A 13,670-nucleotide genomic window follows, 5' to 3' on the forward strand; every position below is an offset into this window, starting at 1 on the left:
TAAGTATAGATGGAAGATAAACCAATGAGGAAAAAACCAGCCTACCCCCAAGACCCCGATCGGGTTTATACGGAGAGGCTGGTTTACATAGGGCATGCTGAAAAAACGCCGGCAATAGATCAAAAGCTATCATTTTGAATGGTTAACCCATTTTTGATGCGGACGTTTTTCAGCAAGCCCTACTTAAAATCACATTCCTTCAAGTCCTTCGGCAAAGCCTGCATAAGCGGGTTTACGGTTGAGATTCAAGTCCCATAGTCCCTGCTTTTCCCCGGGAAGCCAGTTGGCGTTTGCCGGGCTATCTGTGATTCCCCATATGGTAATCCCATAGCGCTGTGTTGCAGGAACATGCTGACTATACATCTCCGCAACAAACTTGTACATTTCCCGCTGAATATCAAGCATTTCCTGAGTTGGTGCAGTAGAATTCACCCGCACGTCCAGCTCAGATACTTTGATCAGTTTGCCGGTGGCAGCGAGCATTTTGAACATGGAAACGATTTTTTCCTTGTCCGAATCTATGCTGATATGCATTTGGGTACCAATGCCATCTACGGTTACTCCTTTACTTTCTATGTAACTCACATAATCGATCAGCCCTTGGCATTTCTCCAAGCTATATTCAAGATTGTAATCATTTACAAAAAGAATATCGTCAGGATTTCCATACTGCCGGGCGAGTTCAAATGCTCTCACCGCATAGTCTTTTCCAAGATAGTCCTGCCAGAAGAAATTATCGGCAACAACAGTTGGGTTACCTATACCTGATTTCAATTCAGAAGGGTTTGCATCATCCATAGGCTCATTTACCACATCCCAAGCTTTGACATAGTCTTTGGTTGCAGTGAGCATACCTTCCATCCAGCGTTCAAATTCCCCGGAAACAATTGAAAAAATCTCTTCTTCAGTTTTAGGCACCAACGTAGTGGAACCACCGGTCGCCTCTGCACTGCTCAGGACTACGTTGTCCAGATAGACTGTTCCTGCAAATTCCCCATAACTAATTACAAATCTCTGGCGGTCTTCAGCGGAAGCCATAGTGGTCAGTTGCACCTGCTTCCACTCTGTAGTTACCCCTACCTGTCCAAACCCGTTAGATGAGTAATCGGGACTCTGAAGCTCAGGTCTTATTATCCCTTCCGCATCACCTTTTATCCAGAAAGTCAATTTGTATTCCTGACCGTTTTTCAAAGGTTCGGCAAGCTCATACGAAGTCTGTACTTCCCAGAATCCGGGTGTCTTAGAGGGATTCGTGACGAAAAATGCTTTTCCTGATCCGCCAAACCCCATTCCGTCTTCGGTAATGCCTCGACTGGATTCATTGCCCCAGCCTCCCCAGCCGGTACCGTTTTCGAAATCCCCATCGGCTATCAGATTACTGATGACAGGATCCCCATCCAGATCATACACATAGAGATTGTTGATATCAATAGAGTAGGTCGTATTTGGCATATAACCCAGATTAAAGTGCATCCGAAACGAATCCGATTCAAAATCACTGATTCTAAACCTGATTTCCTGCCAGGAGATGCTTGTACCAAAAGCCGTACTATCTACACCGGTATTCATCCAGTCAATCGCAGGGCTATTATTTGTAAGTCCTTCGAACGTAATTCCTCCTTGGCCCGGTTTGTCGGACTTGATGTAAACAATTACCTCATATTGCTTTCCTTGGATTACAGGAATCTCCGGTGTGGTTAATTGGACACTCTCGGGACCGGTACCGGAGCTTGAGGTAAATACAAAAGCATTGGTGCCTTCTCCCATCCCTTCTCCTTCACCGATTTTCACATCACCGTTTGTTTCCCAACCGTCCAGAGATGCGTTCATAGGCTCTGATAAGTCCACTTCGTTTTTGAATGGAGGTGAGGTCACGATCAATGGTTCCAATAAACTGTTGAGGTACGTTGCATTTTGATTTGCATGCCAAACAAGCGTATGTCCGAAAATACCGGTTCCTGCGGCTTTTGCGGCTTCTATAGTAGCATTTACCCCTGAGAAGTCCATAGAGCCATTTGCCTGAACGATTGCACCGTGCTTCATGCCATATCCTGCAGTGACCTCATGAAAATTGCTGTTGATGAGCCGGTACATCACGCCTCTGCCGGAGTATTGGGACATGTCTATAGCCCCGCCCAATTTGAAATTGGGATGAGCTATGCTATCTATATAACTGCTGAGTACCCCATAGGCATTCAATTCTTCCCGGGCAGCAATTTCGGCCGGTTTTTCAACCTGAAAATTATCAGTTTCTATATGCTCTACACAAGAACTGAGTCCTACTGAAATAGCTAAAACGCTTAAATATTGGACATATAATTGCTTCATGATTTGTAGGATCTAATTAGTCGTTGATTTTCATTACCGGAGTGAATGTCTCCATTCCCACTCCTCTATCCCGAATTACCAATGTATCTGCCGCAGTAATCTGCATTTCAGGAAGATTGATATCATACTGAAGATAAAGCACGTCACGGTCTTTGTCTCCCCAGCCTTTTACCGCCCCCTTGGAGACAAACTGACCGGTACCTGAAGCAGTGTATCCGTCACCTAGAGGAGAGATGGTGCAGTTGCCGTTATCATCAAAAGTCAAGAGTAAATCTGCAGGAATATTTGTCCCATCTTCCCCTGGAAAGGACAAGGGAAACTCCACTTCAGTCATGGAGCGTGTATGAAGCATATTCACTTCGTCATCCACCACGAATTCCGCATGCCTTATGACTGTTTCATCCAGCGCTGTATTGCCGTTATTTCCGGTGATTACATCCTGCCCTCTCCGAAGGTAGTTGCCGTGCCATGGATTGACATATTTCAATGCATACAAGACGAAATCCTTTGGCAGTACTGTCCAGTCTGCCGGATTATTTCTTTGTGGATTTTCTACCAATCCCACACCGGAGAGCACCGAATCTGCATTGGAGATTTCAGTGATTCTCAATGGCAAAACATAGCTTCTCTTGATTGCCTCGGGATCATTAAAGAACCCGCTGTTTAGTTGTATTTCTATTCCTCCTGTCACTTTTCCTTTGGGAATAACCAAAGACTCGGCAGATAGCCGGTAATATTCAGCAGGAAGTACCATGACTTCATCTCCTCCTTCTTCAAACAACAAGCCTTCGGCCAGTGTATTGTCCACTGCCACGTTCACTAGGACATCCCGGGGGGAGGAATAAACTCCGCCTGTGGTAGCCAAAATATTGAATCTACCTTCGTTATCCTGAGATGTATCAAATATGTCATCTCCGAGTGTAATCGTCCTGACGGGATATTGGTAGGCAAAATATACCGTCTGATAGTCAAAATCAGGAAATTCCCAATCCTCGTTCTGACAGGAAGTTGCGATCAGGGAAAGTGCTAAAATTATATATGCTTTGTTTTTCATTTTTCAGTGAGTTTAAGGTCAATTGGGTTCACATGGATATAGATTAAAGAAAATGTTACCATCCGGTGTTTTGCTTTAACTCTGAAAACTTCAGCATTTCACTATAGGGAACCGGTCCATAAATCATATAATCACTGAATACTCTGTTGTCCACATTCATGACTTCATGGTTTCCATCTTCTATGGTGATCCCTCTGGCAGTTTCTGTGAGGTTTGCATCCCATCTTCTCAAATCCCAAAATCTGAATCCTTCAAAACTCAGCTCAAGTCTTCGCTCATTTCGGATAAGTTCTCTCATGGCACTCTGGTCGCCTTTAATAGACTCTAAGTATTCATCACCATTTTCAGTCCCTATTCCCGCCCGTTGGCGTATTGCTTTTATCACATCATAGGCAGAATAGCCGGCACCACCGGTGCCCATAGGCCCAAAAGCTTCATTGGCAGCTTCTGCATAGATTAGAAATATTTCAGTATATCTGATTCTAGGTTTTACATGTACCTGGGAGTTGGTAGAATTAGGATTCAGGTTTACGTCTTGTCGAAGTAATTTCCGCAGGTAATAGCCCGTACGTGTTGATGTTTCTACCCTGTTTAAAGCATCATTTGTATTCCCGTCTACTGCAGTTGTGATCGTGGTATTATCCGGTCCTGCGGTAGTACCGTTGACTAGGACGAAATGATTTAATCTTGGATCACGGGCTGCATATGGAGATTGAGAATCATAACCGCTTCCCGTGGATTCGATCGGATATCCATTGGCCATAGGGAATGCATCCACGAAGTTCTGTGTTGGATTGACCAGACCATTTCCAAATAAAGTTGGCGGAAAATTATCAGCTTCAAGATTATTGCTCTGCCCGATGGAAGTACGCCACAGGATTTCTGCAGGGTTTATACCTCCGCCAATCGCGTTTAGTTCAGAGATATTTTTAAACCAAGTGACTCCATTCGGTGCCAGCCCCGATACACCGCCTATAGTATTGAGTATGAAAGCCGCATCCTCAGCAGCTTTTTTCCATTTTTCCAGATCACCGGTGGGGTTGAAAGCCGGGCTGGCAGCCAATAATGCCGCCTGGGACATCACGGCTCTCACAATTCTCCCGGAAACCAGTTGAAACGCATCATCCCCAAACACCCGGTTGTATTGTCCTGTTTCCGCTCCTCCATATTCACTAGGTATCAGTGAAGCATCCGTAATGTTCCCATAGTCCAATGGAAGTAAGGAAAGCGCTTGATCCGCATCGGAATACAATTGATTCATACACTCCTCGAAGGTGTTTCTGGGCAGATTGAATTCAGACTCAACATTCTGCGATTCAGTGAGAATAGGAACACCCAGTAGTTGTCCATCAGACATTCCTCCATGAGCTTGCAGCAAATAATACATAAACAAGGCTCTTAACCCGTAGGACTCTCCTTTCAGCCGGTCTATAAACATTTGGTTGACGATTGGGTCCACAGCGAAATTCACACTGTCTACGTCCTCCAGCAGTACATTTAGATATTGGATAGCTGACTGAGCTCCCGTCCATTGGTTGACCGGATTGTTGTTAGATGCCCACTGGCCTGATGCCATGTTAAGAAATGCATTCGAAGGCTCATTGCTTACAGCATCATCTGTTGCCAGTTCACTAAAATTCCAGCCATTGGTTGGGATTCTTAAGTAGGCATTAATCAATAGTCCCTGGGCCAATCTCGGTCTTTCAAGCATATCCTCACGACCCTGAATATTTTCTATAGCAGGATCTATCAGATCTTGACAGCCGGACAGCATTAAGACCACTCCAAAGAAAAATAATAATTTAGTATTCATAATTTTAAGTTTTTTGGGTCGTATTAAAACATCGCTCTAATTCCGAAATTATAGAATCGGGTCTGCGGTGCGCTACCGATATTCATCTCTAGAATTTCTCTGTTGGGACTTACAGTCAGTAGGTTGGACCCACTTACATAAGTACCCAACTCCTTTATAAATCCATTTCCAAGAATGCTCTTGGGAAATGAATAAGAAAGCTGAACCTTCGCCAGATCAAATCGATTGGTACTGTAAAGCCAGAAATCCGAATTTCTGAAGTTGTTGGCTCCATTAAGCGTGGTCAATCGTGGGAAAGTTGCCGTGCTTTGCGTTTCCTCAGTCCATCTGCCTCTTACCTCAGCAGAATATTTATCTTCTGCATTGACCCAGAAGTAGTTATCAGTTTTCATTGCATAAGCACCTCTTCTCATGGTTCCCAAAACAAAGAAGGTGAAGTTGTTGACTTTTGCAGAGAAGTTGAACCCCATCGTCAACGGCGCCCCTGACCAACCGCCTCTTCCCAAAAAGACTTCATCCTGGGCGTTTATCACTCCATCATTGTTTTGGTCCTTGTATTTAATATCTCCGGGTTTCACCTCACCGAATGCCTGCGTCGGCGAGTTTTCGATATCATCTATACCACTGAAAAAGCCTACACTTTCCAGCCCCCAAATAGCATCAAGGGGCATTCCCTGCCTGTTCTGATAGCTATCTTCAAAATTTTCCGCTCTTCTGGACGCTTTGGTGTCGTAGTACATCCCTGATACCCCCAGCGTCCAATCTACTATGCCGGTGCGTTTGTTCAGGTTCAATTGAAAGTCAGCACCATTCCTGATGTCGTTATTGTAGTTCACATAGGGAATCCAGGAAGATATAGGCCACCCAGTGACAAAATAACTGGGATATAGTATGCTGTTCTGAACAAACAGACCTGTCATTCGACTGGTGAAGACCGATCCGTTGAAACTTAGCAGTTTATTGAAAAGTGAAGCGTTGACTTCCAGACTTATTTCCTCCCTTTTGGGAAAAGTAAGATCCAAATTCTCGCCCCGACGCACATCCGTTCCTGTATTGTTCAGGCCATCTTTCCATTCGTACCAGGAGCCTTCGTCGGTGTAGATAGGTTCATAGAGATAAAAGCTTTCTATATCCAGGTCAGTATTGAGAATACCCGCAGATACGGAGATCCTCAAGTCATCGATCACAGAAGAGGATGACAAGAATTCTTCACCGCTTAATCTCCATCCCAACGACATAGTGGGTGAAATTGCACTTCTTCCGCCTTCAGGCAATTTTGCGGAGTGTACCATGGCACCGCTAAATTCAGCGTAATATTTATGGTTGTAATTGTAGGCCAAGTATAGACCAAGATTGGCATTACTGACTTTATGGTAGATAGCAGACTCGGTGATCTGATGGCCATTTGCAAGCAGTATTGCTGAGACATTGTGCTTCTCCCTGAATGTCTTCTCGTAGTTAAGCTGTGCAGAGAAGGAGACGGTTTGCCGAAACCAGTTGTTACTGATATTTTGGGAGCGGGTACTGGCATCCTGCCCGTATTTCGTCAATCTTTCAATCTGATCTATTCCGTTATAATTCGTCCAAGTAGGCTGATACACTGCATAATCGTTGTCAAATGACAGTAAATAGGATGTATTGTAATTCAATCCAAACAACGAGTTGAAGGAAAGTCCATCAATAACATTTCTTAGATCAGCATCTACCCCGGCGTTGAACTGAAACTGACGGCTTGTGAATTTATTGGAGCCGCCGGCGTAGATATCTGCCATTGGGTTATTTTGATCTAGCTGTGTTCCTCCCAACAGATACTTACCCCCAATCACATGTTCACTGGTTTCTATTAGATCCCAGGAAGATGCGTCTCCCTGTTCTATGTAATCAATCGGGATAAGGGGTGTGAATCTGTTGGGTCTCAAAATAGTGGACCCTTGCCAGTAGTCTATATTTTCCTCGTCAATAACATAATTGGAATTGACGCCGTTGCTATTGTAAAAAATAGCCGAGGCATCTACTTTGGCTGATATGAAATCGTTAAGATTCAAATCAATATTCCCCCGGACATTAAAGCGCTCGTTTGCATTTTCAGCAGCTGTTCCAAAGTCAAGCACCGTCCCTTCAGTCATGAAACCGACGTTAGTATAATACCGTGCGGTTTCATTCCCCCCAGAAATCTCCAAGTTGCCATCGTATCTGGAATAAGCTTCCTGAAGGTATTCCGGAGAATAATAATCCACATTTGGATACCTGTAGATATTTTCACCTGAGGAGTGATTGTAGATATCACTTTGGGAATAAAGTGGGGAAAGGCCATCGTTGGACCGGGCTTCATTATACAATGTCATATACTCACCCGAACCCAAATATTCCGGATAGGCTTTTGGTGTGTTCACTCCCGCATTGGTACGTAACGTGATGTTCTGGGTATTGGCGACACCTCGTTTGGTAGTAACCATGATTACTCCCTTGGCGGCTCTACTTCCATACAATGCCACCGCAGTTACCCCCTTTAGGAAAGTAATCTGGGCGATTTCAGTTGGATGCACACTATCTATATCTCTTGGAACTCCATCGACCAATACCAAAGCGCTACTATTGCCCCACAGATTACCGTTGAAGCCGCCCACATAAGCTTCCAACCCATTGAGAGGATTGCTTATGTAGTTATCCTGTAGAATTTCAGGCATATTCACATGGGAAATCCCCCCCATCAAGTCGTCTCTATCCTTTGTTTGAAAGGCGACATTCACATTTTGGCCTTCCAAAGCGCCATATAGGATTATTTCTTCCAGATTTGGAATGGCCTGCAACAATTTAGTCTCATATCCGGGAGCTTCTACAGACAAATACGTATTAGACGTCACTACTAAATTCGCGACTCCCAGACTGTCAGAAATAGCTGAGAAATCATCTTCTTCGCTTGTGATTATGGCTCCTTGTATCGTTTTACCAATACTGGATTTTACCACAGGGTTAAGGGTTATTTTTAAGGTATTTTGTGCCATCAGCCGGCATGGAAAAACCACCGCTAGGACACACCACACCATTACTGTTTTTATATAGTTCATTAGGATTTTTCATTTAGATGATAAAAAGTCAACATCGCCTATGTTACCACCCCGGATTCTGAGTCATCTCAGGATACAAGGAGACATCAGACACTTTGAGAGGTAACCAATAGTGTCTTTCCGAAAATGGACGCTCCAAAATCACTTCTTCCCGTATGTTTGCCACACGGTTTTCGGTAGGGTCATCCACATTGAAATCTCCCACACGATCCATCTCCAAGGATGTTTTTATCGTGTAGGGCTCTTCGATAAGCAATAACCAGCGGCGAAGATCCGTGAATCGGTGTCTTTCAAATGCCAGTTCCACTGCACGTTCCCTTCTCAATTCCGGCAGAAAATCCTCTACCGACCCAACGAATTTGCTGTGAACTCCAGCCATACCTGCCCGGTTTCGAATCACGTTTACCGCATCTACCGCAGTCTTGGCGAAGGTGGCACTTGGCGTACTTGGGGAGTTGTATCCCATCAGTGTCGCCTCAGCATACATCAAATAAATATCCGCCACTCTCATGTAAGGCACATTGATATGGAGTGAAGTACCCCAATCGTATGCATTATCATATTTGTTGGCTCTGAGAGGTACAAACTTCCTGCTCATATATCCTGTCCGGCTCCCGTTGCTTTGGTTTCTATAGCTGCCCCCGGTAAACAGGTTGGCATATCTATTCACCTCTTCACTTTGATCAGGAATGGATCCTTGGATTACTTTTACCCCATCGAAGGTTATATCACTATAGAATCTCGGATCCCGCCCTTTCCACGGATAGTTAGGATCATATCCTGACTCAGGATCAGCTTTGGTGATATCATCAGGAAGTGGCAAACCATTAGCCATTCCATAATTGTCGTGCACGTAATTAGCCGTGGGCATAAACATCGTGGCATCACCCTGACTGATCAGCAATGGCATAAACTGCTTTGAAATCTGATAATTACTGCTGTTTGCCCCGGTCGTAGGTGCTCTGAACATCGCCTCAGTTCCTCCAGGCATAGCCCAGTTCTGTCCTGTGGTATAGAAGAGATTGGACTTCTGGGCAAAAGGCATCAGAGAATACAAGGTTTCCCCACCTTCTATCAGCTGGAGCAATTCGCCAAAAACATCCGCTGCTCTTTTACTCAATCCTGCATCATATGTTCTACTGCCTGTATCCGTGAAATTCATCAGTGGGCTTGCAGCCCACAACAGATTTTTCCCCAGATATCCCAGAGCCATTGCCTTGTTGATACGCATCGAGTTTTTGCCTATAGTTTGTCTCCCTATGGTAGTTTGGTCCCAATCCAATGGAAGAAGATCCGCGGCCCTACGAAGATCTGCGGCAACTCTTTCGGCACTTTCCTTATAGCTTAATCTTGGCAGTCTAAGTTGCTCATCACTTGGCAATACAGAATCTATATAAGGTAATCCGCCGAAATACTGAATCAACTGAAAATGGAACCATCCTCTAAAAAACAAGAGCTGCCCTTCGATCAACCTTCTTTCCTCATCTGTAGCATCGGAGAGTCGGTCAAGGTTTTCCAGTCCTAAATTAGCCTTACGGATACCAAACCAAGCTAATGGCCATAATGCCTTTCTGTGGTGACCGTCGATAGTAGATGCATTCCCTTTGTCAAACCATCCTACTCCTCCGCCAAGTTCTTCCTGCCAAGCCCAGAAATTGCCTCTGTCAAAATTGTAAGACACTGTAAAAGTGCCGGCAGTAGACTCGATCTCATCCTCACCAAAGTTCCATGCACTTACCCAATAGGCAAGGGTGAAGTTCGGTATGCAATGATACAGCTCTTCTGTGAACCCCTGGAAGTTTCTGAAATTCTGAAATGCTGTTTCTTCCGAGATAATGGAATCCGGAGTTCGCTCTAAGTAATCCTCGCAGGAAGTGGCTGACAGGAAGATAACCATCAGAAAACTTCCTTTTATGATATTCTTTATATAGTTGTTCATTTGAATTACTGGTTTAGAATGTGACATTAAGCCCTATGTTGATTCTTCTCACAGTAGGGTAAGCGCCGGCAAATCCTGCTGAGGAGAAGTTTGACTCCCGGTCATCCGGCATGTCAGTCCAGAGAAGCAAGTTGTTTCCATTGACATACACCCTGAATGTCTCCACACCGATCTTTCTCACCCAGTCTGAATTGAAGAGGTAAGCTATTTCCGCATTTTTCAGACGGAGATAAGATCCATCATAGAGGAAGCGCTGTCCGTTGCTATATCCCGGCATGAGTGCACCCCATCTCGGCATAGGCGCATCAGGATCTGTATTGTCTTCTGACCAATAGCTTCCTTCTTCGTAGACCCTGTTTAGACGGTTGTTCAAGCTGCTTAGAGGAACGTCCCTGGTAACATTGTTCACACCATAAAACTGTACATAGAGGCTCAACCCTTTCCAGTCAATCCCCAGATTGGTGCTGTAGGTATTTTCAGGAACTCCTGAATAACCGTAGGGAGCCGCGTCAAATGAATCAATTACACCATCACCATTGAAATCCAGTATTTGCATGCCTCCCGGAAGTTTTAATTCGTCATTTGAATTGTGTGGTGTACTGGCATAAAGTTCATCCCATGAGCTATAATACCCATTGTTGATGTGGGTACGATACTGGCCCAGCTGGTAACCTTGGTCTTTTTGATAATCCACCTGCAATTCAGGATCATCTCTGTCTATCACCATACTTTCGGCATGAGTCATGGAAAAATCTCCCCATATCCTAATCTGGTTTGCAAAAGTGTGGCTTGCACCTATGGTAAATTCGAAACCTTTGGTGATCACACGGCCTAAGTTGGCAGCAGGGGCAGTAGTACCGTAATAGCTTGGTATTGAGCGATCCCCTGACATTAAGATATCCTTTCGGTCATCTTTGAAATAATCAAAATTACCATTGATCATCCCGTTGAAAATATCGAACTCCACACCGATATTACTTTTGTACACCGTTTCCCAATGAACTTCCGGATTGCCCACGGTGGACTGGCTATACCAAGTATACGGGCTATATTCTCCGTCTACACCTATTATTCCAAGTTGGGCGCTGTTTGCATAGGTCCATTGATCCATAAAGAGGAATCTGCCGCCTATATTATCATCCCCTACTTCACCATAGCTGGCTCTCACTTTCAAAAAGTCTAAAAATGAAATGGATTTCATGAAATTTTCCTCAGATAAAACCCAACCTAAGCCTCCGGAGTGAAAGAATGCAAATCTGTATTCCGGGGCAAACTTCTCGGAACCGTTGTATGCACCGCTATAATCAACCAGATACTTGTTTTTATAATCGTAGGTAGCCCGAAACACCCAGTCTTCACGGTAAGCAGGGATCATACTACCTGTTGCGTCCTGCTGACGGCTCATTAAACCCATCAGAGAATAGTTGTGCCGTTCGGCAAAGCTCCCTGCATAATTTAACTGAAACTGGTAGTAAAGTCTTCGCTGCGTAGCATCCGCTCCTATCGTAACCACTTCACCATCTGCTGTACCCCAAGTGACAGCCTCCCTAAAGTCAAATCTGCTGTTTGAATCCACTACATCATCATAGAGGTGAGCTCCTGTCACAGGGTCAATCCATTTTTGAAATGGAGTGTTATAAAGATCATTTATCCCTCTATTGGCTTCTGTAAAAGAATTATCCACGGCTAGAGTCCCTCGAAAATTGAGTCCTTTTAGGATCATGCCCAAGTCCTGATTAAGCACAAAGTTGGTGGATAACTGGGTTTTGGTTAGGTATTGGAGTCCGCTGACGGCCAATATCCTAACTGAATTTTCTGCGGCTACATCATCAGGCGCGTAAACTCCCCAAGCTCCATCTGAATAGACAGGCATAAAAGCATCCGGCGGATTCGCATAGGCGGCACTCCAGAAGCTGTTGGAGTCCCCACCGCCCCAAGGTGTTTTTCTAACTCCGTATGATCCGCCCAGATTCACTTGAAGCTGGGTAGTAGATGTCAGCTGAAAATCCAAGTTGCTCCGGAAATTCAGGCGGTTATAATTATACCCCGGTTCGTATCCCCGGTTATTGTCAAATTTCCTAAAGAGATCACCCTCATTCTGAAAATCGATACTCGCAAAGTATTTGGTAAATTTTGTCCCGCCTCTGATTCCAATATTGGCATTATACGCCATTGCATAATCCTTAAACAAGGTTTCCTGCCAGTCTATATTAGGATAGCGTTCAGCTTCAGCCAAGTCCGCAGGGGTTCTGTATTTTTCCCGGATAGAATAAGGAATATAATCTGACCAGCCTGCCGGATTTGCAGAAAGCTCATTCTCTATTGCGCGGTTTCTTACGCCAATGGCATCAAATGCATCAAACTTACCGGGTAATTTGGAAACCACTTTCACCGTAGAGCTGACATTTGCGGTGATTTGGGCTTTCCCTTCTCTACCTCTTTTGGTGCTGACAATGATCACCCCATTTGCACCTCTGGATCCAAAAACAGCAGTGGCTGAGGCATCTTTTAAAACTGAGATGTTCTCCACGGAGTTTATGTCCATCGTGTTGAAGAATTCGGGACGTTCTACTCCATCTACGAGAATAAGAGGAGAGTTGCCGTTCCAGCTATTTTGCCCCCTAATTACTATTTCAGGATTTTCCCCTCCCGGCACCCCCGTACTTGCGGTGGTGATTACTCCCGGAAGGTTACCCGTAAGTGCTGATCCCACATTGGAAATACCACCTGTACGCTTGAGTACCTCTCCGCTGGTCTGCGCTACCGCCCCTACGATGGTTTCCTTCTTCTGCTCGGCATACCCCACTACTATCACTTCATCGAGATTTTGGAGGTCTTCCTCCAATACTATATCGATAACTGTCTGATTCTGTACTACAACTTCTTTTTCTACAAAGCCTATGAAGCTAAAAACCAACGTTTCTCCGACATTGACCTGAATGGCATATTCACCATCCACGTCAGTAGTGGTACCCCTGGTAGTATTCTTAATCCGTACAGTGACTCCCGGAAGCGCCAAACCTGTATTATCCAGCACCTGCCCCCTTACTTCTACCAATTCCGCCGCTTTGATGTCCTCTTTGACAGGAGTCTTTTTAGCTCCTTTTGTGATATGGATATTATCATCCAGCTGAACAAATTTCAGATTGGTCTGGCTGGATATTTCCAGCAACACCTCTGTAAGAGGTGCATTGGTTTTTGACAAATTCACCCTGAGCTCATTGACGGGGACTTTTCCCTCATTGTACGTGAATTGAAAGCCGCTTTGGTTTTCCAGCTCCGCGATGACATTATTCAGTGTGCTTCCTTTAAACTTAACTGTGACAGTCACATCCGCAAGCCCTTTTAATTGGGCATGACCTGTACTCGCCATCAGTACTGCTGTGAAAAGCAGTTGAAAAAGAAACGCACACACAAAATATTTGGAAAGCATAATGATTTTCCTAAGTATTGATTTTTCCATACTTT

Annotated in this window: 6 protein-coding genes; all 6 read right to left on the reverse strand. The window is 44.6% G+C overall.

All coding sequences use genetic code 11. The features are described from left to right. Positions 1-189: 189 nt before the first annotated feature. Genes ID165_RS13975 through ID165_RS14000 form a run of 6 tightly spaced genes read right to left on the reverse strand, consistent with a single transcriptional unit; the run spans position 190 to position 13,665 of the window. Positions 190-2,328: an endo-1,4-beta-xylanase gene (locus tag ID165_RS13975; RefSeq protein ID WP_192085444.1), complete on the reverse strand. Its 2,139-nt coding sequence runs from the start codon at positions 2,326-2,328 to the stop codon at positions 190-192. Between the two features lie 16 nt (positions 2,329-2,344). Beyond that, positions 2,345-3,382 (reverse strand): DUF5627 domain-containing protein, encoded by a 1,038-nt coding sequence (locus ID165_RS13980; RefSeq protein WP_192085445.1) that lies wholly within the window; start codon positions 3,380-3,382, stop codon positions 2,345-2,347. A 55-nt stretch (positions 3,383-3,437) separates the two neighbouring features. Continuing rightward, on the reverse strand, positions 3,438-5,195 hold the full coding sequence (locus ID165_RS13985) for a RagB/SusD family nutrient uptake outer membrane protein (RefSeq protein WP_192085446.1): 1,758 nt from the start codon (positions 5,193-5,195) through the stop codon (positions 3,438-3,440). Positions 5,196-5,218: 23 nt separating this feature from the next. Then, on the reverse strand, positions 5,219-8,263 hold the full coding sequence (locus ID165_RS13990) for a SusC/RagA family TonB-linked outer membrane protein (RefSeq protein WP_192085447.1): 3,045 nt from the start codon (positions 8,261-8,263) through the stop codon (positions 5,219-5,221). Positions 8,264-8,306: 43 nt separating this feature from the next. Further along, complete coding sequence (locus tag ID165_RS13995) at positions 8,307-10,202, reverse strand: RagB/SusD family nutrient uptake outer membrane protein (protein WP_192085448.1); 1,896 nt, start codon at positions 10,200-10,202, stop codon at positions 8,307-8,309. A gap of 13 nt (positions 10,203-10,215) precedes the next feature. Continuing rightward, on the reverse strand, positions 10,216-13,665 hold the full coding sequence (locus ID165_RS14000) for a TonB-dependent receptor (RefSeq protein WP_225586735.1): 3,450 nt from the start codon (positions 13,663-13,665) through the stop codon (positions 10,216-10,218). Positions 13,666-13,670: the final 5 nt, after the last annotated feature.

The sequence above is a fragment of the Algoriphagus sp. Y33 genome (assembly GCF_014838715.1).
In the GTDB taxonomy this organism is placed as follows: domain Bacteria; phylum Bacteroidota; class Bacteroidia; order Cytophagales; family Cyclobacteriaceae; genus Algoriphagus.